The organism is Yinghuangia sp. YIM S10712, from assembly GCF_051388935.1.
Taxonomy (GTDB): Bacteria; Actinomycetota; Actinomycetes; order Streptomycetales; family Streptomycetaceae; genus Yinghuangia.
The window spans coordinates 64,463-87,240 of sequence record NZ_JBPKBI010000021.1 but is presented as its reverse complement, the minus strand read 5'-3'; the positions used below and the strand labels follow the sequence as shown (position 1 = coordinate 87,240).

General features: G+C 71.0%; 17 protein-coding genes and 1 pseudogene. 8 read left to right on the top strand and 10 right to left on the bottom strand.

Going from position 1 to position 22,778, the window contains the following annotated elements:
• The first annotated feature begins 20 nt into the window (after nt 1-20).
• A complete protein-coding gene (locus ACRX5W_RS28915; RefSeq protein WP_436791299.1) occupies nt 21-1,427 on the top strand; it encodes an MFS transporter in 1,407 nt (468 codons plus the stop codon).
• A gap of 368 nt (nt 1,428-1,795) precedes the next feature.
• Here the strand turns inward: ACRX5W_RS28915 and ACRX5W_RS28910 are convergent, their stop codons facing one another.
• The 3 genes and pseudogenes from ACRX5W_RS28910 to ACRX5W_RS28900 all read right to left on the bottom strand — a co-directional run bounded on the left by ACRX5W_RS28910 (nt 1,796) and on the right by ACRX5W_RS28900 (nt 4,167).
• Nucleotides 1,796-2,125 (bottom strand): SHOCT domain-containing protein, encoded by a 330-nt coding sequence (locus ACRX5W_RS28910; protein ID WP_436791298.1) that lies wholly within the window; start codon nt 2,123-2,125, stop codon nt 1,796-1,798.
• Between the two features lie 102 nt (nt 2,126-2,227).
• A complete protein-coding gene (locus ACRX5W_RS28905) occupies nt 2,228-3,253 on the bottom strand; it encodes a zinc-dependent alcohol dehydrogenase family protein (protein ID WP_436791297.1) in 1,026 nt (341 codons plus the stop codon).
• Nucleotides 3,254-3,263: 10 nt separating this feature from the next.
• Nucleotides 3,264-4,167: pseudogene (locus ACRX5W_RS28900) on the bottom strand (universal stress protein).
• A gap of 448 nt (nt 4,168-4,615) precedes the next feature.
• Between ACRX5W_RS28900 and ACRX5W_RS28895 the strand changes: the two are divergent.
• Entirely contained in the window at nt 4,616-6,052 is a 1,437-nt protein-coding gene (locus ACRX5W_RS28895; RefSeq protein ID WP_436791296.1) for a DUF1254 domain-containing protein, read from the top strand.
• Nucleotides 6,053-6,147: 95 nt separating this feature from the next.
• Here the strand turns inward: ACRX5W_RS28895 and ACRX5W_RS28890 are convergent, their stop codons facing one another.
• Nucleotides 6,148-8,250 (bottom strand): MMPL family transporter, encoded by a 2,103-nt coding sequence (locus ACRX5W_RS28890; RefSeq protein ID WP_436791295.1) that lies wholly within the window; start codon nt 8,248-8,250, stop codon nt 6,148-6,150.
• Between the two features lie 335 nt (nt 8,251-8,585).
• Here ACRX5W_RS28890 and ACRX5W_RS28885 point away from each other — a divergent pair, with 335 nt between their 5' ends.
• The 4 genes from ACRX5W_RS28885 to ACRX5W_RS28870 all read left to right on the top strand — a co-directional run bounded on the left by ACRX5W_RS28885 (nt 8,586) and on the right by ACRX5W_RS28870 (nt 10,939).
• Nucleotides 8,586-9,278: a CBS domain-containing protein gene (locus ACRX5W_RS28885; protein WP_436791294.1), complete on the top strand. Its 693-nt coding sequence runs from the start codon at nt 8,586-8,588 to the stop codon at nt 9,276-9,278.
• A gap of 292 nt (nt 9,279-9,570) precedes the next feature.
• Nucleotides 9,571-9,924: a carboxymuconolactone decarboxylase family protein gene (locus ACRX5W_RS28880; RefSeq protein ID WP_436791293.1), complete on the top strand. Its 354-nt coding sequence runs from the start codon at nt 9,571-9,573 to the stop codon at nt 9,922-9,924.
• A 94-nt stretch (nt 9,925-10,018) separates the two neighbouring features.
• A complete protein-coding gene (locus ACRX5W_RS28875) occupies nt 10,019-10,228 on the top strand; it encodes a DUF1918 domain-containing protein (protein WP_436791292.1) in 210 nt (69 codons plus the stop codon).
• 276 nt (nt 10,229-10,504) lie between these two features.
• Entirely contained in the window at nt 10,505-10,939 is a 435-nt protein-coding gene (locus ACRX5W_RS28870) for a CBS domain-containing protein (RefSeq protein ID WP_436791314.1), read from the top strand.
• A 17-nt stretch (nt 10,940-10,956) separates the two neighbouring features.
• Here ACRX5W_RS28870 and fdhF read toward each other — a convergent pair whose 3' ends face one another.
• Nucleotides 10,957-13,641: a formate dehydrogenase subunit alpha gene (gene fdhF, locus ACRX5W_RS28865; protein WP_436791291.1), complete on the bottom strand. Its 2,685-nt coding sequence runs from the start codon at nt 13,639-13,641 to the stop codon at nt 10,957-10,959.
• Nucleotides 13,638-15,335 carry an NAD(P)H-dependent oxidoreductase subunit E gene (locus ACRX5W_RS28860; protein WP_436791290.1) on the bottom strand — a complete coding sequence of 566 codons (1,698 nt, stop codon included), beginning with the start codon at nt 15,333-15,335 and terminating at the stop codon, nt 13,638-13,640. The genes fdhF and ACRX5W_RS28860 overlap by 4 nt, the downstream gene beginning before the upstream one ends.
• 247 nt (nt 15,336-15,582) lie before the next feature.
• Here ACRX5W_RS28860 and ACRX5W_RS28855 point away from each other — a divergent pair, with 247 nt between their 5' ends.
• Nucleotides 15,583-16,725, top strand: a complete 1,143-nt coding sequence (locus ACRX5W_RS28855) for a site-2 protease family protein (protein ID WP_436791289.1) — start codon at nt 15,583-15,585, stop codon at nt 16,723-16,725.
• An 87-nt stretch (nt 16,726-16,812) separates the two neighbouring features.
• On the opposite strand, the gene ACRX5W_RS28850 is transcribed toward ACRX5W_RS28855, so the two are convergent.
• Nucleotides 16,813-17,337, bottom strand: coding sequence for a CBS domain-containing protein (locus ACRX5W_RS28850; RefSeq protein WP_436791288.1), 525 nt, complete (start codon nt 17,335-17,337; stop codon nt 16,813-16,815).
• Between the two features lie 417 nt (nt 17,338-17,754).
• Here ACRX5W_RS28850 and ACRX5W_RS28845 point away from each other — a divergent pair, with 417 nt between their 5' ends.
• The gene (locus ACRX5W_RS28845; protein WP_436791287.1) at nt 17,755-18,459 is read left to right on the top strand and encodes a helix-turn-helix domain-containing protein; all 705 of its coding nucleotides are present in this window, start codon (nt 17,755-17,757) and stop codon (nt 18,457-18,459) included.
• A gap of 197 nt (nt 18,460-18,656) precedes the next feature.
• On the opposite strand, the gene ACRX5W_RS28840 is transcribed toward ACRX5W_RS28845, so the two are convergent.
• From ACRX5W_RS28840 to ACRX5W_RS28830, 3 genes are all read right to left on the bottom strand, one after another.
• Nucleotides 18,657-21,098, bottom strand: coding sequence for a glycoside hydrolase family 65 protein (locus ACRX5W_RS28840; RefSeq protein WP_436791286.1), 2,442 nt, complete (start codon nt 21,096-21,098; stop codon nt 18,657-18,659).
• A 57-nt stretch (nt 21,099-21,155) separates the two neighbouring features.
• Nucleotides 21,156-22,199 carry a zinc-dependent alcohol dehydrogenase family protein gene (locus tag ACRX5W_RS28835; protein WP_436791313.1) on the bottom strand — a complete coding sequence of 348 codons (1,044 nt, stop codon included), beginning with the start codon at nt 22,197-22,199 and terminating at the stop codon, nt 21,156-21,158.
• A gap of 235 nt (nt 22,200-22,434) precedes the next feature.
• Nucleotides 22,435-22,710, bottom strand: coding sequence for a metal-sensitive transcriptional regulator (locus tag ACRX5W_RS28830; protein WP_436791285.1), 276 nt, complete (start codon nt 22,708-22,710; stop codon nt 22,435-22,437).
• Nucleotides 22,711-22,778 lie beyond the last annotated feature (68 nt).

The following is a 22,778-nucleotide window of genomic DNA, read 5'->3' as shown; positions in this document are numbered from 1 at the left end:
AGCGTCCGAAGGTACGTTCCATGCTGCTCGACCGACAAGCCGCGCCACCGGTCGCGATAATCCTCCGGGCCCGGCGCTGGATGCTGGCCGGCCTCTCCCTCTCGATCGTCGGCACCCGCGTCATTGAAGGCGGCTCCGACGGCACCGTGGCCCAGGGCGTTCTTCCCCTGGTGTGGGTCGCCGTGTCGGCGACTGTGTCGGCGGGGCTCGGCTTCGCCGCGCCCCTGACCGCCCGTCTCCTCTCCGGGTTCAACCCGGCCACGGTCCTGGTCGTCTCCGACCTCGTCGAGGCTCTCCTGTCCCTTCTCGCCCTGACGGCCATCCTCCTGGCCCCCGGTCACGCCGTGCCCATCCTGGCCGCCTATCTGCTGTTCGCGGCGTTCTTCCCCGCGATCGCCGACGTGGTGGAGGAGTTCTACGCCCAGCAACTCGCGCAGCTCGGCCCCGGCCACGCGCTGTCCTTCAACGCCTCCGTCTACTCCGTGCTCGGCTTCATCGGGCTCGTCATCGGCATGCCGCTGGGCAGTCTCGTTTCCGGCCGGTCCTTCACGATCCTGATCGCGGTGAACATGGTGCTGTCCGCACTCGGCGTGTGTTTCCGTACGGTCGGCCGCCGCACGGTCGTCACCACGCCCGTCACGGCACAGAACACCGAGGACTTCCGCGCCACCGGCGCCCGCATGTCCGTACGCGACTTCGCCCACGCACTGGTGCGCTCCGGTCCGACCTCTCCCGCTCTGGGATTCGTCGGATCGATGGGCCGGACACTCGCCGGCATCTTCGTGTACCTGTGGATCGCCCGCACGATGCCCTGGTCCGACGCCACCTCGCTCGGGCTGGTCGTGGCCTGCTTCGGCATCGGAGCGACCGTGGGTCCGCACCTGGCCCCGCTTGCCCGGCGACACATGGGCGTACGGACGTCGCTGCTGGTCTCGACCATCGCCGCCATGGCCGTGGTCGCGGTCTTCGCGGGATGCGTGGCCCTGCTGCCACACACCGCCGTGTGGCCGATCGCCCTCGGGTACGTGGCCCTGACGGGCGCTCTCACGCGGATGCGCGACGTGCTCGTCACCACCCTGCGGCAGGAATCATTCCGGGGCAGCAGCTTCGTCACCGTCATGAGCTGGTCGTTCGCGCTGACGTCTCTGGGGGCCTTGGCCGGCTCATGGGCCGGCGTCGGGCTGCGGATCGCGACGCATCCGCTGGTGGGCCTGTTCGCCTTCACCGCCTCGCTCGGCGTGATCCTGACGGTGGTGCTGCGCTTCCCCGACCCGGCCCACAGCGGGCCCGGTCCCCTCTCCGCCGCCGTCCGCGACGCTTCCACGATCCCGTCCCCGAGGCCGGTGCGACGGGCACACACGCACCGCCTCTTCGCCGTCGGCCGCAGACACCGCGAGGGCACACGACGCACGTTCCCCCGGCGGTAGTCGGGCGCGGCAAACTTCGACACGCCACACACGACGCCTCCCGACGCGGCAACGCGGCCCGGCTCGGCTCTGCCCAACGCGGTCCGACTTTGCCCGGTTCTGCCCAATTTATCCCGACTCTGCCCGGCCCTGCCCGGTTCTGCTCTGCCCCGGCTCGGCAAACGCAACGACGAGTGCCAGATGGGCATGATCACGCGGATGTTCGCCGGCTCGTCCGGGCTCGGGCGCACCGACGCGTCGGCGTGGGCCGCTTCGAAGCTCATCTCGCCGCGACGCTGTGCACACCGTCAACGCCGACCGACACCGACCGTTCGGCGTTGCAGCGCGCTCACCCTTCCGGTTCCCCACACCCCAACAGCGCGTCGGTTTCACTGCGTGTTGTCGTGCCTGGCACGGAGGTGCTCCAGCGCCTCGCGGTATTCGGCTGCCCCGATCTCGCCGCGTGCGAATCGCATCGCGAGCACCTCCTCGGGGGTCATCGGGGCGGTGTGCGCGGGGTGAGCTGTGTGATCGGCTGTGTCCTTGGCGGAACCGCTCTTCCGGTTCGCGAGAGTGACGAGCCACCACACGAGGACGGCCAGCAGCGCGAGCCAGACAGCCATCATGAGAGGGCCGAACACCCACATCCAGTCGTTGTCGTCCATGTGGTCACCGCGGTAGGCGAGCGCACTGCCCGCCGCGGCCAGTGACGTGATCACGGCCGTACCTCCGAACGTCGTCCTGATTCCACAGTCGACCCTGCGGGCGTATGTCGGAAGCGCCCGGGGGAGATCGGGCGTCCTGCCGGGCAGCCCGCCTGGTCATCCGGCGACGAGCACCGCCGCACCGCGTACACGGTCCGCAGCCAGATCGGCCAGAGCCCGGTCCCCCTGCTCCAACGGATAAGGCGTCACGGTCGGCCTGATGCCGATGTCGTGGGCCGTCCGCAGAAATTCCTCGCCGTCGTCCCGGGTGTTCGCGGTGACGCTTCGCACCTGGCGTTCGTAGAACAGGTGCTTCTGGTAGTCGAGAGTCGGGATGTCGGTCAGGTGGATGCCGGCCAGCGCGAGGGTGCCCGCGCGGTCCAGCGCCGCCAGGGCGTGGGGGACGATGTCGCCGACGGGCGCGAAGACGATGGCCGCGTCCAGTGGTTCGGGCGGGGCGTCGTAGGTGTCCTGCGCCGACGCCGCGCCCAGATCGAGCGCGAGGGTCCGCGCGGATGCCGCGCGCGTCATCACGTGCACGGTGGCGCCCCGGGCCAGCGCGACCTGGGCCGCGAGATGGGCCGAGGCGCCGAAGCCGTAGATGCCCAGCCGTCCCCCGGGGGGTAGTTCGCTGCGCTTGAGGGCCCGGTATCCGATGATGCCGGCGCACAGCAAAGGCGCGAGTTCTTGCGCTGCTGCGGCGGCGGGCAGTGCGTACGCGAAGGCCTCCGGCACCACGGCGTGCTCGGCGAACCCGCCGTCCGCGTCCCAGCCGGTGTACGCCGAGTACGGGCACAGATTCTCGCGCCCGGCACGGCAGTAACGGCACGCGCCGCACGTGTGCCGCAGCCAGGCGATGCCGACACGGGAGCCGATCGCGAATCGCGACGCCTGCGGACCCAGCGCGTCCACGCTGCCCACGACCTCGTGGCCCGGCACGGTCCCCGGGCGGTGCGGGGCGAGATCGCCTTCGGCGAGATGCAGGTCGGTCCGGCAAACGCCGCACGCCTCGACCCGAACCCGCACCTCGCCGGGTCCCGGGCTCGGTACGGCCCGTCGCACCCGCCGCAGAGGCTGCGTCTCGATCGGCCCGGGATCCTCCACGATCCAGGCGAGTTCCACTTCCACGCCTTTCGCGACCACGGGACCTCCTTCACGAGCCTCGCACTGCACCCACCACGGGTTCGGCCTGCTGCGGGACGATCGCGACCGGGCACGCGGAGTGATGCAGCAGCGCGTGGGCGACCCTGCCGAGTTGGAGACCGAAATGGCCGTGCCGCCGCAAAGCACCGACGACCACCAGGTCGGCTTCGGCGGACGACTCCAGGAGAACCCTGTGAGCGGGGCCCTCCACCGTGCGGCGGTGCACGTCTACCTCGGGATGATCACGCACCGCATCGCGCAGCGCGTCGGCGAGAAAGGCCGACGCCTGTTCCTCGTGGATCCGGGCGCGATGGTCCGAGATCAGCGTCCCCTGGTACTCCGGAACCGGGTTGCGCCAGGCCCGCACGGCGGCAAGGGCGCAGTGGCGTGCCTGGGCTTCCCGGAAAGCGAAACCGTATGGCGGCCGATCCCTCGGCGACGCCGCCGACGCCGACGACCACTCGGCCCAAGGCCCCCTGCCGGTTCCGCTCCTCGCCGCGGACAACGACGACAGGACACACGGCGCGGCCCGCCACCGCGAGGCTCACGGACCCGAGCAACATCCCTGCCAGCCCGCCCCGCCCACGGGAGCCCGTGACCACCGCGAACGACGTACGTCCCTCCTCCAGCAGGGCGTACTCGGCGTCGTCCGGCATGACCTTGCCTGCAACCTCCACCGTCGGTGCCCGCAACCTCGCGCGTTCCGCGCAGGACGCGGCGATGTCCTGGGCCACGACGTCTTTCGGGGGGTGACCGGTGTCGATCGACAGGCGGCGTCCCTCGTACCGCTCCCACAGGGAGGCGTAGACGACTCGCAAGGGGAGTCCGTGGCGCGCCGCCTCGTCCGCGGCCCAGTCCACCGCCTGCAGGCTGGAGTCGGAGCCGTCAGCGCCCACGACCAGCGGAAGTACCATCGTCCGTACCGCCCTTCCAGCCGGCCGGTGCGGGCCTGCGACCGGTGCGAGCACCTTTCACGGCCACCGTGCCACCCAGCGGCTGTCTTCGCGACGCGCCCTGCGCGGGAAGCACCGCCATTGCGCTGTCGGGGACACTTCCAGGCTATTTCGATCTGACGGCCTTGTCTCGACCGGGGCATACCCCGCCCCGCCAAGCCGCGCTCCCGAACGGCGACAGTGGAAACCCCTCTCGCCCATCGGTTGCCGCCTGGCGAAGCGCACCCCCTCGCCAGGCGATTTCCGCTACAGCGAAAGAGAATTCGGCGTTCCGAACACGGCCGGACGACCTCGGGGGCCGCAAACCCGCAATGATCAAGAACGCGATGACCCTGCGCATGCGCGGGACGGCCGACTCCAGGAAACTGGTGTATTCGAAGTCATCGGCATGGTCGACGAAGGAACCACAATGACGACACATGCGACCAAGACCCCGGTACCACCGGGCATTGGCTGTTCCGACGAAGTACACACCCGACTCGGGACGCTGAGGTTCTTCGACGGTTTTCCGGACGATGCCACGGTCCATACTCTGTTCGACAACCTCGACTTCCAACGTGCTGTCCAGGCGTACCTGCTGGGGCTGGCCCCGGTGGACATGGCGGTGATGCGGCAGGCGCTGTTGCGTTGGGGACCGGCGAACTCCACGATGGCGGTCTGGGAAGACCTGGTACATCCGCGCTTCATCGGGCTGGTGTACAACACGAGCACCTCCTACTGCTACTCGTGGATCGACCTGCGCGGCGGTCCACAGGTTGTCGAAGTTCCGCCCGGCGTGTACGGCGCGCTCAACGACCACTGGTGCCGATGGGTCGTCGACCTCGGTCTGACCGGGCCCGACCGCGGCAAGGGGGGCAGATATCTGTTCCTGCCGCCCGACCATGACGGCGACATCCCCGACGGATACGTTGTGGTGCGGCCGCGCACCTACGGCAACTTCCTGGGCTACCGGGGGTTCCGCGACGAACACGGTGACCCGCGTCCTGCGGTCGAGACGATCAAGGCGAACACCCGCGTCTATGCGCTCTCGCAGGCCGACGAACCACCGCCGGTGCAGTTCGTCGACGTCTCGGCCGAACCGGCCGTCGCCGTCCCACCGAATGACCGCCGATTCTGGGATCTGCTCAACGATGTCGTGCAGTCGGAACCGCCGGGATCGGCCGACCCGCTGACCCTGGGAATGTTCGCCTCCCTTGGCATCCGAAACGGCAGGGCCTTCGATCCGGATGACCGGATGAACGCCATCCTGACCGAGGCCGCAGCCGTGGGCGACGCCACTGCCCGTGCCCTCAGCTACCGGTTCCGCGAAGACGATGCCTTCTACTATCCGGGCAGTGCCTGGCGCTCGGGCTTCCTTGGCGGCTACCGGTTCGAGGAGGACGGAGCGGCGGTACTCGACTCCGCGACGCAGCTCTATTTCTGGGGCGGTGCCATAAGCCCGGCGTGGGACCAGAAGATGGTCGGCGCCGGTTCACAGTACGCCCTGGCCTTCGTGGACGAGAACGGCTCACCGTTCGATGGCGGCCAGGCCTACCGCCTCCATGTCCCGCCGGCCGTTCCGGTCGACAACTTCTGGTCCGTGCTCGTCTACGACACCCAGACCCGGTCCATGCTTCAGACCAGCCAGGAGTGGCCATCGGTGACCAGCCAGGACCGGGGCCTCGCCACGAACCAGGACGGCTCTGTCGACGTCCATTTCGGGCCCGATCCGCCCGACGCCGACAGCCACAACTGGATCCAGACTCTGCCCCACAAGGGCTGGTTCGCGATGTTCCGCCTCTACAGTCCCCTTGAGCCGTGGTTCGAGAAGACGTGGCGGCTGCCGGACATCGTCCGAGTCGCCTAGCGGCACGCGCGGCCGGCCCAGGAACGCCCCTTCCGCAGTCGCCGCGGCAACGCTGCCCGTGACGCGAAGCCCTGGCAGGAGCCCGGCGGCGACGGTCACTTGCTGTGCCCCGGAGCCGCTGAACGGTCCGGGTGTCCCGGCCACCAGAACCCCTCACCGGTGAGAAGGACCAGAGCCGGGACCAGCACTGTGCGGACGAGCAGGGTGTCCAGCAGAACGCCGATGCAGACGACCACGCCGATCTGGGTGAGGGTGATCAGGGGCAGCACGCCGAGCACGGTGAAGACCGCGGCGAGGAGGATGCCGGCGCTGGTGATGACACCGCCCGTGGACGCGAGCGCGCGGAGAACCGCCGACCGGGTCCCGTGGCCGGCAAGTGTGTCCTCTCGGGTACGGGCGATCAGGAAGATGTTGTAGTCGACACCGAGCGCGACGAGGAACAGGAACGACAGCAGCGGCACGGTGGTGTCGAGGGCGGGGAAGTCGTAGGCCGTGCGAAATACGATCCAGCCTGCCCCCAGAGCCGCGAAATACGACGCGACGACCGTGGCGATCAGCAGGACAGGCGCGATCAAGGCACGCAGCAGCAGGACGAGGACGCCGAGCACGATGACGAGCACCAGGGGCACGACCACGCGGGTGTCGCGGTCCACGGCGCGCGCCACGTCGTAGGACTCTGCCGTCGTTCCGCCGACCAGCGCGTTCGCGTCCGGCACGGCGGCCAGGCGGTCGCGGAGCGACTCGATCGTGCGATCCGACGCCGCGGTGCCCGGCGCCGAGGACAGGACCACGCGGAACTCGGCGAAGGCGGGGGTCGCGATCGGGGCGCCGACCGAGGCCACGCCGGATACTCCCGCGGCCGCCGAGGCCGCGGCGGCGGCTTTGTCGGGGGCCGCGACCACGGTGAGCGGATCCGCGGCCCCGGCCGGAAGCACCGACTGGAGCGTCTTCTGCCCGCTCACCGATTCGGGGGTCTCGCGGAAGGAGTCGTTCTGCGGCAGCCCCGTGGTCACCGAGCCGAGGCCGGCAGCGAGCGCGAGGAGTACCGCCAGGCAGGCGAGGACGGTCGCGGCAGGCCGGCGGGCGACGCGGCGGCCGAGGCGATACCAGAAGCCGCGGCGCTCGGCGGTGACCGTGTCGCCGACGTGGGGGACGAACGGCCAGAACAGTACGCGGCCGGGGAGCACCAGTGCGGCGGGCAGCACGACGAGACCGAAGAACATCGCGACGACAATGCCGACGGCGCCCGCGAAACCCAGCCCGCGGTTGACGGTGAGGTCCGCGGCCAGCAGCGTCAACAGACTCAGCGCGACCGTCGTACCGCTGGCCAGCACAGCCGGGGCTGTGCCGCGCCACGCGCGTTCCATCGCCGCGTACCGGTCCTGGCTGCGCCGGAGCTCGTCGCGGTAGCGCGAGACCAGCAGCAGCGCATAGTTGGTGCCCGCACCGAAGACCAACACGGAGAGGATTCCGGCGGCGGAGCCGTCGATGTCGACGCCGGCGTACGGAGCGACCCAACCCACGATGACCGTCGCCGAACGGTCGCCGATGCCGACGACCGCCAACGGCACCAGCCACAGCAGAGGGCTGCGATAGGTGACGAGCAGCAGAACGGCCACGACTCCGGCGGTCGTCAGCAGCAACGTGGTGTCGGCGCCGTCGAAGACGTTCGACAGGTCGGTGGCGAACGCCGGGCCGCCGGTGACCTGAGCCCGAAGCGGCGGTTCGATCGCGTCCGACGCCGTCGCCCGGATCGTGTCGACGAGTGAGTCCCTGTCGTCGTCCGGAAGGTCGCCGGGCACCGGAATCGTCACCGTGGCGACCCGCGGGTCGGGGAAGGCGGCCTCGGCGACTCCCGCGGCGGCCACGGACGCCAGCGCGTCGCGCCGCGCCAGAACCGCGGCGCGGTCGCGGTCGGTCAACTCTGTGCCGTCGGCTCTGCTGTACACGGCGATCACGGGCGTCAGAGCGCCACTGGGCTGTTGCGCCTGCAACGCGGCCACGCGCGCCGACTGGGAGGAGGCGGGTGCGCTCGAACGGTCCGACTCGCCTGTGGTCGCATCGGACGGCCCGAACGCGAACAGCCCGGCCACCCCGGCGGTGACCACCAGCAGAACGAGCCAGGCCCACCGCCGTCCGAACACGCCACCGCGACCGGGCGGTGCCTCGGGGGTCGAGGGGGGCGGAAGATGAGCCAAGACGACTCCCGATTCACGTGGGGAACACGGTTACTTGACCGTGGCAGACGAACCACCGCGCCGCGACCGCGGCGAACCGACAGCGCGGACTCCGGCCGCGCGCAGGGCCGTTTCCGTCGGTTGGCGCGGCGGGCGCGGGCGCAGCAACCCGGCATCCGGTTTGCGCCACGCCGGATTGCCGTGATGGTGGAGGTACGGGGCGACAGCGCCGTTGCGGCGTGCCCGAGCCCACGGCGGTGGTCGCCCCGACGTCGACGCGTTGACGACACCGGGCGTTGGCGCATGGGCCTGCGGTGCCCGGGGCGTCGAAGACGCCGGGCAGGAGGAGGTGTGCGGTGCCGGATACGCCACACGTTGTGAACGACGTCATGACCCGGACGGTTGTGGCCGTGCGACGCGATGCGTCCTTCAAGGAGATCGTCCAGGCCATGGAGGGGTGGCAGGTCAGCGCGCTGCCGGTGCTGGAGGAGGGCCGCGTCGTCGGTGTCGTCTCGGAGGCCGACCTGCTGCCCAAGGAGGAGTTCGGGGACAGTCCACCGCATCTGTTCGAGTCGCGCCGACGTATCGCCGATCTTGTCAAGGCGGGCGGGGTGACCGCGGAAGAGCTCATGAGCACGCCTGCCGTCACCGTCCTTCCGGACACCACGCTGGCTCAGGCCGCAAGGATCATGGCGGTCAGGGGCATCAAGCGCCTGCCCGTCGTCGACGAGGCGGACATGCTCCAAGGCATCGTCAGCCGCGCCGACTTGTTGAAGGTCTTCCTGCGGCCGGACGACGACATCGAGGAGGAGGTCCGCCGCACCGTCGTGGCCTACCTCTTTCCGGCCTTCAGCCACGCCATCCACGTCAACGTGCGCGACGGTATCGTCACGCTGCGTGGGCACATCGGCGACTCCTCGCTCATCCCGGTCGCCGTTCGCCTGGCTCGCGCGGTGGAGGGCGTCGTGGACGTCCAACCCCGGCTGACCCGCCCGCCCGACGAGTCCGACGAGTCCGCAACGTCCTTGGGGCCGGGGACGGTTCGGTGACGAGGCCGTCGGCGCGAACGCGCCTCCGCGGCGCAGACGCGGCAAGCCGACCGCAGCGAGCCAATCCTGCGGCAACGGGCCAGCGATTGACTGGCCGACGACGGCAGGCGGACTCTGGAGAGACAGGTGCGAGGTATTCGATGTGTCGTCAGCGTCGGACCGGCATCCGCCGGGGCTCTCCCCGAGAGCGTCCCTTGTGCGTCGCGAACGGCGAAAGCGGCACACCCGGACGCTCGGCGCTGACCGACCGTGATGCCCGATCCCGTGTGTCACATCGAGCGGAGTGATCCCTATGGGCTACGGCTCGACCGTCCGGGAAGAACTGCGGCTGCCCAGCCGGGAACTGCGGCATGCGATCCCCCAGGTGTACGAGGGATACAGGCAGTTGCACGATGCCGCACTGGCCGAAGGCGCGGTCGACGCGGCGACGAAGGAGCTGATTGCTCTGGCCATCGCGGTGACGAGGGAATGCGACGGCTGCATCGCCGCCCACGCCCACGCAGCCGCCCAGAAAGGCGTTACCCCCGAACAGGCCGCCGAGGCCATCGGGGTGGCCATCTTGATGAACGGTGGCCCGGGGACCGTTTACGGGCCACGGGCCTTTGCCGCATTTCGCGAGTTCCATGACGCTCGGCAGCAACCGTGACACGTCGGCGCACGCCGTTCCTCCGCTGGGGAACAGGCCCTCGAATGACCGGGGCCGACTCGGCGGCCACCAGGTACCGGAGAAGGAGCTCATCATGAAAGCGCAGGTCGGCGACTGGATGGTGGTCGAGTCCCTGCACGTCGGAGAGCCGAGGCGCATCGGCCAGATCCGCAGTGTGGAGCACCAGGACGGCTCCCCTCCCTACCGTGTGCGGTGGACCGAGAACGACAGGGAGACCTTGTTCTTCCCGGGCCCGGAAGCACACGTCGAGAAGTTCGAAGCCCTCAACCGGTCGTCCCGGTGACGTCCGGGCCGCGAGGCGTTCCGCCCGGTCGTCGGGCCCGAAACGGCTGTCGTCCCGGCCCCGGCCCCCCAGGGCCCGAAACGCCTGTCGTCCCGGGCGCGGCCCTGGGCCCCGGGCCCCTCAACGGCGTTTCGCCGGCGGTGAAACGTCCCCCCGCCCTGCCCCGCCCGCCCTGCTCGCAGGCGATCCATTTTCTCCCCGGCCGGAAGGCGGGGGTTTCCTCGGAGGTTTCCGATGAACGCGCAAACACCCTCTCCCCCCACGGTCGGTTCGGTGATGCACGGACCCGTGGTGTCGGTCCAGGCCGACGACTCACTGTGGTCGGCGATGGATGTCATGCTCAGCCGCGGCCTGCGCCACCTGGCGGTGGTACGCGGGGATACAGCGGTGGGGGTGCTCGCCGACAGAGAACTGGCGGCAGTGTGGGCGATGGAACCGCTGGGACTGAAGCACCGGCACGCCTCCGAAGTTGTCGTCGCCGCACCGTCGTTCGTCGGACCTGACGTCGACGTGGTCACCGCGGCGGTGCGTATGCGGTCGCAGGGTGTCGACGCCCTGGTCGTCGTGGACGACCAGGACCGGCCGATCGGCATGGTGACCGACCATGATCTTCTCGGCGTACTGGCCGGCATGTTGGGCGGCGAAGGGGAGGTCGGCGGTCCTTCCCCGCGCTACCACGGCTCCGGCCGTTCGGTACTCGTGCCGGACTGAGCAGGGGGCCGGAACGTTCAGCCCGGGTGGACACAGACGGCTGTGACCTTGTACTCGGGACACGAAGTCACCGTGTCCGCATGGTCGGAGGTAAGGCGGTTGACGCCGCCGGCCGGGAAGTGGAAGGTGCTGAAGACCTGCCCCGGAGCGGTGGCGTCACCGACCCGGGCCACGAGGTGCGCCTGCCCGTGGCGGCTGCGGACGACGACGGGCTCGCCGTCGCGCAGCCCGAAGCGGTCGGCGTCGTCGGGGTGGACGTCGAGGACGTCCCGGGCGACCAGGTCGAGGTTGGCGCCGCGGCGGGTCATGCTTCCCGAGTTGTAGTGGGCCCAGCCGCGACCGGTCACCAGGATCAACGGGTAGTCGTCGTCGGGCTGTTCGCCCGGGGGCAGGTATGGGGCCGCGGCGAGGTGAGCGCGTCCGTCCGGTGTGGCGAACCGATCGAGGTACAAGGTGGCTTCACCGGGGCGGTCCGGGTGCGGGCACGGCCACGGCACCGCGCCTTCGCGGTCCAGGCGGTCGTGGGACAGCCCCGCGAAGTGCGGGGTGAGGCGGGCTGCTTCGTCCAGGGCGGCGGCCGGAGTCGGGCAGCCCAGGTCGACGCCGAGGCGGGCGGCGAGCGCATGCACCACGGCGAAGTCCGTGCGCACGCCTACGGGTGGGCCGACGGCGCGGCGGACCCGTTGGAACCGCCGGTCGAAGTTCACGAAGGTGCCGTCCTTCTCCAGCCACGACGCGACCGGCAGCACGACGTCGGCGCGGCGCGCGGTCTCGGACAGGAAGAGCTCGTTGCAGACCACCAGGGGGCAGGCGTCCAGCGCGTCGCCCACGCGGTTGGCGTCGGGATCGGTGGCGCAGACGTCCTCGCCGACGATCCACAGAGCCCGCAGGCGCCCGGCGCGTGCGGCGGCGAACATCTGGGGGATGCGCATGCCCGGATGCGACGGAACCGGAAGCCCCCACACACGCTCGACGCGGGCGCGCGCCGATTCGTCGTCCACCCTGGCGTAGCCGGGCAACAGGTCGGGCAGTGCGCCCATGTCGGAGGCGCCTTGGACGTTGTTCTGTCCGCGCAGCGGGTTGACGCCGTAGCCGCCGTGTCCGGTGCCGACCGCTCCGCGCAGGATGGCGAGGTTCGCCAGCGTGCGCACGCCGTCCGTGCCGTGCAGGTGCTCGGTGACGCCGAGTCCGTAGACGATCGCCGGCCGCTTCGCGCGCCCGTAGAGCCGGGCGGCGGCGACGATGTCCTGGGCGGGCACACCTGTGATGGAGGCGACTGTGTCCGGCGGGTAGTCGGCGAGCAGCGCGGTGAGTTCGGGGAGGCCGGTTGCCCGCTCCCGGAGGAAGGCCTCGTCGATGAGCCCCTCGGCCACGAGGACATGGGCGATCCCGTGGAACAACGCGACGTTCGTGCCCGGGCGCGGCCGCACGTGGACGTCGGCGTGGTGGGCGAGCCCCACCGCACGCGGATCGGCGACGACCAACTTCGCCCCGGCCAGCACGCGTTGGAGGAGACGCGCTCCCACGACCGGGTGGGCCTCGATCGGGTTGGCGCCGACCACCAGCAGGCAGTCCGTACGCTCCACGTCGTCGAAGGAGTCCGTGCCGCCGGCGAGTCCGAAGGACGCGGTCAGGCCCGCCGCCGACGGGGAGTGGCACAGCCGCGAGCAGTTGTCGATGTTGTTGGTCCCGATCGCCACGCGCATGAACTTTTGCAGCAGGTAGTTCTCCTCGTTGGTGGCGCGCGCCGAGGAGATCAGCCCGACCGCATCGGGCCCTCCGTCCGCGATCGCCTGCCGCATGCCGGCCGCGACGCGGTCCAGTGCCTCGTCCCATTCCGCCGGTTCCAGGACGCCGCCGCGGCGTACGAGGGGTCGGGTGAGGCGGTCGCGCGACTCCAGGTAGCCGTGTGCGAAGCGGCCCTTCACACAGGCGTGACCGCGGTTGACCGGTCCGTCCCGGGCAGGCAGCACGGCGGTGACCCGGCCGTCCTCGGCGACGACGTCCAAGGCGCAGCCGACCCCGCAATACCCGCACGTGGTGCGCGTCGTGCCCGTCGGCCCCACAGCCGACGTGATCCCGGCCGCGGCGCCGGGCTCGGTGATCGCCCCGGTCGGGCAGGTGTCGACGCATCCGCCGCAGGCGACGCAATCCGATTCGGCCCAGCTTCCGCCGCGTCCGGGGGCGACCACGGTGTCGGCCCCCCGGCCGACGAGCGTGAGCGCGAAGGTGCCCTGGAGGTCCGAACACATGCGCACGCACCGGCCGCAGGCGATGCACAGGTCGCGGTCGAGGTGGACGTACGGGTGCGAGGTGTCGACACCGCGTCCGCCCGGGCTCCGCGCCGCCGTCGCGTCGATGCCGGAAGCCGCGCAGGCGCGGGCAAGCTCGCTGTCGTACGTGTCCAGGGCCCGGGGCGGCAGGGCGGAGACCATCAGCTCGACCGCGTCGCGTCGCAGCCCGCGCACGTCGTCCACCTCGACGACGGCGCCTGCGGTGGCCGGTGTGACGCACGAGGCGACGATCTTGCCGTCGACTCGTACGAGACAGGTCCGGCAAGAACCGGCCGGCCTGAGTCTGTCGTCGTGGCACAGCGCGGGAATGTCCGCTCCCGCCGTCCGCACCGCGCTCAGTACGGAGTCTCCTTCCGGGACCCGGACGTGGACCCCGTCCACCGTGACCGCGACCGTGCCGGAACTCACGCGTCCCACCCCGCCAACCGGTCGCCGTAAGCGCGGACAAGACTGCGGACAGCGGGCGGGATGCGCCGCCCGAACGCGCACAGGCTCGCCTGGGCCAGGACACCGAGCAGTCGGCCGTACTCCGGCCCCGGCAGCGCATCGCCTTCGGCGATCTCCAGACCGCGCCGGGATCCCACCCGGCACGGCGAGCATGCGCCGCAGCTCTCGGCGGCGGCGAAGCCCCACACGTGCCGGAGCACGTCGACAGGCTCGACGCGGTCGTCGAACGCCACCAGGCCCGCGTGCCCCAGAGCGGCGCCTTGTGCGGCCAGACCCGCCTCCGTCAACGGCACGTCCAACCTGTCCGGCGGCAAGAACCCGCCGAGGGGCCCGCCGACTTGGAGAGCGGCCAGGACCGCCCCGTCGCGCAGGCCTCCGCCCAACCGACCGACGATGTCCGCCACCGGCGTACCGAGCTCGACCTCATAGGCGCCGGGGCGCGCGAAACGCTCCGAGAGACAGACGAGCTTCGTTCCGGTCTCGGTCGGCGTGCCGCGGCGCGCGTACGCCGCTCCGCCGCGCCGGACGATCCAGGGGACCGCCGCGAGCGTCTCGACGTTGTTCACCACCGTCGGCGCGTCCCACAGCCCCTGTTCGGTCGGGTACGGCGGGCGCGGCCGAGCACACCCCCGGTCACCCTCCAGCCCCGCGATCAGCGCAGTCTCCTCACCCGCGACGTACGAGCCCGCCCCTTCGACCACGCGCACGTTCACCGTGATGCCGCTGCCGTGCACGGACGAGCCGAAATGCCCGTCCGAGTAAGCCTGTTCGACGGCATCACGCATCCGGGCCAGCGCCTGCGGATACTCCGAGCGCACGAGCACCGCGGCCTCTCGCGCGCCGCACGCGAAGCAGGCCAGCGCCAAACCCTCCAGCACCAGCCCCGGATCGCGTTCCATCAGCAAGCGGTCGGCGAACGACCCCGGGTCGCCTTCGTCGCCGTTGGCGACGACCACAGTCTGCGGGCTCCGCCGGGCTGCGGCCCATTTCGTCGCCACCGGGAACCCGGCGCCGCCGCGCCCGCGAAGCCTCGACTCCGCGACTTCGGCCATGACCTGTTCGGATGTGCCCGCCGTCACCACCTGCGGCCACGTCCTCCAGGCGGGCTCCCCGGCGAGCACGCCGCTCAGCAGCACCGGATCGCCGGTCGCGTCACGAGCGGGAATGTCGGGAGCCGACCGTGGCACCGCCCCGGCGACCTGCGCCGCAAGCGTGGGGCCGGTGCACGGCGAGTCGCCGTCGAGCGCGGCCGGCCCCGCGTAGCAGTACCCAAGGCAACGAACCGTCTGGAGAGACACCGAGCCGTCGTCGGCCACAGTGCCGGACACGACACCGCAGGCGTCCTCCATTTGTCCCAGATGCCGGCCCCCATCGGCGGCGAAGCATGCCGTCGCACCGCACACGCGAACGTGGCGGCGGCCGGTGGGCGCGGCCAGATCCGCGTAATGCGAGGCCGGGCCCAGGCCGGCGGACGCGGGGAGCCCGAGGTCGACGGCGACCTGTGGCGCCCAGCGACCGACAGGCTCGGCGGTACGCCGCCTGGCGTCCGCGAGGGCCGCGATGAGTCGCCCGCCTGCCCTGCCGCGTCGTTCGGCCAACGAACGCATCGCATCGCCGCCGTCGGCCCGGTGGCCGTTCCGGTCGGTGGATGTCATGCGTTCATCCTCGGTCGACGCCGCGCTCGCCGCACTCGGACGCCAGGCACACGAGCGAACCGGTCCGGGCGCGCGTGGCCGCTTCATGTGATGTTCCGCCCGCTCGACCGGCGTGCGCCGGGCGCTCCGGCATCGCCGCGACAAGCACGGAACCCGCCACGACCAGTAGCGTGGAGGGCGGGGCGGGTGCATGGAATCTCGTCCCTCGCCCCGCCGCTCCGCGTCGTACCGCGTGGAAGGCAGTGCTATGCGTGCGACATTCCGATTGGGGACGCTCGCCGGGGTGAAGGTCGGGGTCCACTGGACCGTCGCGGTGATTTTCGCGGTCATCGCGATCGGGCTGGCGCAAAGCCGCCTGCCTGCCGCGCACCCAGGGCACCTGTGGGCGCTGTATTGGGCGGTCGGCCTGCTCACGGCAGTGGTGTTCCTCGCGTCGCTGCTGGCGCACGAACTCGCCCACGCCGTGGTCGCCAGGCGCAACGGGGTCGGCGTGGACGACATCGTCCTGTGGCTCCTGGGAGGTGTGGCACGCCTGCGTGGGGAAGCGCCGAGCCCCGGAGTGGAATTTCGCATCGCAGGCGTCGGGCCTTTGGTCAGCCTCGTTCTCGGCGTCGTCTTCGGTCTGTCCGCGTGGCTCGTGCACGCAGGCTTCGGCGCGGGACTCGGAGTCGACGCTCTCGCCTGGCTGGCCGCGATCAACATCCTGCTGGCGGTCTTCAACGCCGTTCCCGCCGCCCCGCTCGACGGCGGACGACTGCTGCGGGCACTTCTGTGGCGGAGAACCGGAGACAAATTCCGCGCCACCGTCGGCGCGAGCACGGCGGGCCGCGGCTTCGGTTGGCTCCTTGTGTTGCTGGGGCTGTTCCTGTTCGTGCGCGGCGACACCGTCGGCGGTGTCTGGACGGCTCTCATCGGCTGGTTCCTCACATCGGCCGCGACCTTGGAGCGGCGCCAGGCGGAGGTCGCGAAGACGCTCGCGGGGATTCCCGTACGCAACGCCATGACGCGCGAACCGGCCGCAGTCCCCACGCGGCTCACCGTCGCCGAATTCCTGCGCGACGCGGCGTTCCGGTACCGGCATTCGGCGTTTCCGGTCGTCGACGAGGCCGGTGCGCCGGTGGGCCTGGTGACGCTGGATGCCGCCCGTCACGTATCCGAGAGGGAACAGGGCACCGTTTTTGTGGCAGACGTCATGCTGCCCCTCGCAGAGGTCGACGTCGTCGGACCGGACGAGCCGTTGGCGAACCTGCTCCCCCGCCTCGACCCCGCCCCCGAGCACCGCGTGCTGGTCGTCGCCGACGGCAGACTCATCGGCATCGTCTCGGCGGCGGACATCAACGGCATGGTGACATGGCTCAACGTGAACAACCCGCAGCGGCGCAGTCCTTGACGCCGGCCTGGGAACACGGCTCCGCGCCGGCACGGCTCACGTGGAACGAGCAACGAGCAACGAGCAACGTGTGACCGTACGTCCGTCTCAGTCGTCGAACGGATAGGGCAGGACCGGTTCCAAGCTGAACATCAGCGGGCCCGCACCCGCCGGCGACACACGGCGCTTGGACCTGCCCGCCAGCAGGGTGACGAGGTCCCGCGCGGTCACCAGGCCGATGAACTCCTCCGACGGGCCGAGCACCGCCACGGCGTCGACACCGGCGTCCGCCATGACCTCCGCCGCCCGGGAGACCGGGTCGTCACCGTGCACCAGAGCGGGGCCCTGGTCCGCCACCAGGCTTCCGACATCGCGTTCGCTGAGCACCGCGGCGGGCATCCCGCACGCGACCGCCAAGTCCGAGCGCTCGACCAGCCCGAGGCAGTGCCCGTTCCCGTCCACCACGGGGAGGTGATGGAAGCCGGTGCGCTGCAAAATCTCCCAGGCCATGAGCACCGATTCGTCTTCCGCGAGCGTCACCAGTGCCACGCTCATCACGTCGCGGACCGGCTTGCCGCCGATGTCCTGCGGTGCCGCAGACGCCTGCGGCTCCCCTTCGGTTCGCTGTTGCACCGGAAGCCTCCGTCGGTGTGGCGCGTCGAGTGGTCGGTGAGACCTCACCGGGCGGGCCGCGCCTTCTCGCACAGGGCGCACAAGAAGGAGGGCCGGGCATCGGTCCGAGCAGACTCGCCCCGCGCATCGCCCGTCCCTTCCATGCTCACCCTGTCGCGCACCCTGCGCACGCGCACCCTCGGGCCGCCGGAATGCCGCGGGGCACACTGTGCCCCGGAGGTCGGGCCGGACGGCGCAGCGGCGCGGTGGGGTGATCCCGTGGACGCAGGGGTACGGGGGAGTACAGAGTCAGTGGGCCGCGCGCTGCGGGACGTTTACAGGGCCATCGCTGTGCGCGGCTCGAACGTCGGTTACTTCGCCCTTGGCGGCGTCCGCGGTTCACCGGGGTCGTCACCCAGTTCCGCAGGGAGGCCCGCAATGCACGACGAGACTGCCGGGACAGGCCGCCCGGAACCCGATCTGTTGGCCCGGCATGTCCGAGAACGCCGTCGCGAATGCGGTTTGTCGGTGCCGCAGGTGGCCGAGGCCGCGGAGCTGTCGGAAGCGTGGATCGCCGCGATCGAGCGCGGAGCGGCCTCGGCCGACCGCACGTCGCTGTCACGACTGGCCGCGGTACTCCACACCACCGTGGGCCGCCTCGTCGCCCCGGACGACACCTACGCTCCCGCGCCGCTCCCGGACGCACCGGGTGCGGACGCCGCTCCGGCCGACACCCGGGCACGCGGGATGACCGACATGGCCGAGGACGAGTGCTTCGCGAGGCTCGCGCTGCACTCGGTGGGCCGGGTATCCCCGGCCTCGTGCGACCGGCCGTTCGTGCTGCCGGTCAACTACGTGCTGGACGAGCGGGACATCGTGTTCCGCACCACGCCCGACTCGTCTCTCGCCGAGGTCGAGGGACCGGTGGCGTTCGAGGTCGACGACCTCCTGCAATCCGCCCGTCTGGGCTGGAGTGTGCTGGTGACAGGCGAGGCGGAGCGCCTGACCAACGAAACGGAGACCCGCCGCCTCGCCACGCGGGCGCCCGAGCCCTGGGCCGGGGATGAGCGGCCCGTATGGATCCGCATCCGTCCGGGGCACGTCACCGGCCGCAGGGTCTCGCCGCGCACGCCCCCCGTCTGACGTGTGCACGACCGTCTGACGTGTTCGCGCGTCCCGTCACGTGGTACGCGACGGCGTGCGGCGAGAGCAACAACTCCGGGGCGGTTCCCCGAAGTGCCTGAGGGCCTGCCGCCGAGCGCCGCTCTCGCGCTTGTTTCGGCGGGCGCTCCCTCTCCGGCCGAGGATCGCGCGGCGGCGGCTCGGCTCCGTCGGCCCGGTCAGTGTGAGGGGAGCCGCACCCGCATCGTCCGGCCCGCCTCGACGGTCTGTTCGGTGTCCCGGACGCGTACGCGGATCGGGGCGGCCTGCCCGGCGGGGAGCGAGATGGCCGCGGTGGTGTGGGAGATGTGGACGTGGATGCCCCAGTGGTCCCGGTAACGGAGCCGGAAGTCCAAGGGGCCGACACCGTCCGGGAGGGCCGGGTCGAGGACGAGCGCGTCCTCGCCGACTTCGAGCCCGGTGTAGCCGCGTGTCAGCAGGTCGAGGCAACTCGCCATCGCTCCCAGGTGGATGCCCTCGGCGGTGGTGCCGCCTTGCACGTCGTGGATGTCGGCGGCCAGGGCCTCGCGCAGGAACCCGCCGGACTCCGCGCGGTCGGCCCGGGCGAGAACCCAGGCGTGGACCACCGCGCTGAGCGTCGACCCGTGGGCGGTGCGCCGCATGTAGTAGCGGGCGGTGCGGTCGAAGGTGTCCGTGTCGACGCGGTAGCCCAGGTGTGCGAAGAGCTCGGTGAGCTCGCTCGGCGGAAAAAGGTAGTTGAGCATCAGGACGTCGGCCTGCTTGGACACCTGGTAGCGGTTCGGGGTGTCGCCTTCGGCTTCGAGGATCCTGTCGAGGCGCCGGATCTCGCCGTACCGGCGGCGGTAGGCGTCCCAATCCAGTTCCGCCAGTTCCTCATAGCGGTGGAACTGGCTGATCACTCCGTCGTGGAAGCAGATCCGCAGGTTCCGCGACACGTGGTCCCAACGCGCGGACTCGTCGGCGTGCAACCGCAGCCGCGCGGCGAGTTCTTCGCGTCTGTCCTGCGGCAGCTGGTCCAGGGCGCGTCCGGCCGTGCGCAGGACCCACGAGGCCATGACGTTGGTGTACGCGTTGTCGTCCAGGCCCGGCCGGTCCGACCACGGGTAGGCGTCGTGGTACTCGTCGGGCCCCATCACGCCGCGGATGCGGTAGCGCCGCAGCGCGGGGTCGTACGTGGCGGCCGACGACCAGAACCGCGCGATCTCGACGAGCAGTTCCGCCCCTTCCGCCGCCAAGTAAGCGGTGTCGCCGGTGGCTTGGTAGTACTTCCACACGTTGTACGCGACCGCCGCGCCGACGTGGCGCTGAAGGTGCGAGTGATCGGGCAGCCAGCGGCCCGAGCGCGGATTGTGGTGCAGCCGCGGCGTCTCCTCACGCCCGTCGCTGCCGCTCTGCCAGGGGAACATCGCCCCGCGGAAGCCCTCGTGGCCCGCCGCGTGCCGGGCCGCGTCCAGTCTGCGGTATCTGTAGCGCATCAGCGCACGGCTCACCTCGGGCAGACGCAGGTTGAGATAGGGCAGCACGAACAGCTCGTCCCAGAACACGTGGCCCCGATATGCCTCGCCGTGCAGGCCCCGAGCCGGGACGCCCGCGTCGAGATCGGCCGTATGTGAGGTGACGGTTTGGAGGATGTGGAACGTGTACAGGCGCGCGCTGCGGTCGGCGCCCGCGTCGTGCCCCAGGTCGAGGTGGCACTGCGACCACAGGTCCGCCCATCTCCGGGCGTGGGAGGTCAGCAACTCGTCGAAGGCCCCGGCGAGCGCCGCTTCGCCGACCGCCGCGGCGACGGGGTCGCCGATTGTGGGGTCACGACCGGTGTGGACGGACACGACCTTCTCGACGGCGATTTCGTGTCCGCGGCGGGCGTGGACTGCCAGGTCCTGTCCCGCGCGTTGCCGCTCGGTCCACCCGCGCCGTTCCTGTTCAGGCCCGCCGTTCGTGACCCGCGTCCGGGCGGCCACGGCTATGCGGAGCCGCGAGCCGAGGGTCTCGGTCTCCAGCACCACCGTCTCGGCCCGGGCGACGTGCCGCCGGCGTGTGGCGAGGTGCCGGTCGGCCAGTCCCCGGTAGCGCGCCACACCGGTGTTGCGGACGGTTGCGTCCAGGGCGGACCGCACGGTCAAGGTGCCCGACCAGTTCTCCGGGACCAGCGTGGTCTCCAGAGCAGCGAGATGCGGGTGCTCCATGTGCACCAGTCGGCGCTGCGTCAGCGCCGTGACACGTCCCGCCGCGTCGCGGACACGCGACCAGCGCACCAGCACGCCGTGTCGCAGGTCCAGGACGAGCCGGTGGTCCAGGACTTCGTCCCGGGCCCCGGAGAACCACGGCCCGTCGTCCGCCCGGAACGTCACGGGGAGCCAGTTCGTGACGTTGACCAAGTCCTCGTTGTCGACCGAGTGACCCGCCACATGCGAGACGGCCCTGTCGTACACGCCCGCCAGATATGTGCCGGGGTAGTGCACGCCGTCCGCGACGGACTCGGGGGCGGAGGCGCGGGTGACCATGTAGCCGTTGCCCAGCGCACAGAGCGCTTCCCGCAAGCCCTCCTGGGCGGGATCGAAGTCGTCGTAGCGCAGCGTCCAACCGTCCGCGGCGACGCTGGGCGCCCTCGCGGAGACTTCCATCGTCTGTCCTGCCACAACGATGTCTCCCGTCGGCGTGTCCGGTGGCTGACGCCTGCGCGCGGGGCCGGGGGCCTAGCGGCGGAAAAGCACGACCTTCAGGGCACCGGTTTCGGCGGCGCGCGAGAAGACGTCGTAGGCGTCCTGCATTTCGTCGAGACCGAAGCGGTGGGTCACCAGTCCGCCGATGTCGAGGCGCCCTGCCTGGAGCATGCCGAGGAGCATCGGCGTGCTGTTGGTGTCGACCAGACCGGTGGTGATGGTGACGTTCTTGATCCACAGGTCTTCGAGATGGAGCGTGGCAGGGCGGCCGTGAACTCCCACGTTGGCGACGTGGCCGCCCGGGCGCACCAGGCGGGTGCACATCTCGAACGCCTCGGGGACGCCGACCGCTTCGATGACCGTGTCGGCGCCGGAGCCGTCGCGGGTCAGGCCCGGCACGGCTTCCTCGGGGTTCTGGTCGGGGGTCAGGGTGACGTCGGCGCCGAGGCGCTTGGCGGCGTCCAGGCGGCCGGTGTCCGGGTCGATCACCGCGATGGTTCCCGGTGAGTACAAGCGCGCCGCGACGACCGCGGCGAGCCCGATGGGGCCCGCGCCGACGATGACGACGGTGTCGCCGGGGCCGACGCGGCCGTTGCGGACGCCGACTTCGTACGACGTCGGCAGGATGTCCGCGAGCAGCACCGCAACGTCGTCGTCAACACCTTCGGGCAACTTGTACAGCGAGGTGTCGGCGAATGGGGTGCGGACCAGTTCGGCCTGTGTGCCGTCGACCAGGTGCCCGAGGATCCAGCCGCCTCCGCCGGTGCATTGCCCGTACGCGGCGCCCCGGCAGTTGCGGCAGCGGCCACACGCCGAAATGCACGAGACGAGCACCCGGTCGCCGGGACGCACGGTGCGCACGCCGGGACCGACGTCGACGACCGTGCCGATGGCTTCGTGGCCGAGGACGCGCCCGGCTTCGACCTCGGGCACGTCGCCCCCCAGGATGTGCAGGTCGGTGCCACATATGGTGACCGCGTCCACGCGGACCACGGCATCATCGGGGTCCGCGACGACCGGTTCGGCAACGTCCTCCCAGCTGCGGCGGCCGACTCCGTGGTAGACGAGTGCCTTCATGAGGATCACTCCGTTCATGACGGAAGGTTCATCCTCGTTTCAGCGTCCCACGCACGGCGGAGCAAGTCCCATCGGCCGTTCGGCCCTATGTGCACGGCGCGTCTGCGGGAGCCGGTGTTCGCGAGCGAACCAGGACCAGGCAGCCCCGTACGACGCGATGTCCACACCTCTCCGCCGATCTCGGCTGCACGCATGGCCGCCGAACGCCGACCTGTCGTCGGCGTCCGGTTCCGTCCTAGGCGAGCGAGAGGAAGAGCTTTTCGAGTTCGGCCTCGGTCAGCGGCGGGGTGTCGCCGTCGGCGGTGGCCATGCACTGGCGCATGCCGCTGGCGACGATTTTGAATCCGGCGCGGTCCAGGGCGCGGGAGACGGCGGCGAGCTGGGTCACGACGTCCTTGCAGTCGCGACCGGCCTCGATCATGGCTATCACCGCGTTGAGCTGGCCCTGTGCGCGGCGGAGCCGGTTGAGCACGACGCGCGTGGCTTCCTCGTCGACGGCAGCGGGGTTCATGGATGTCACCTTCCTCGCGATGCACTGGTCCGATTGTACCCCCCGGGGTATGGACCCCCAGGGGGTAC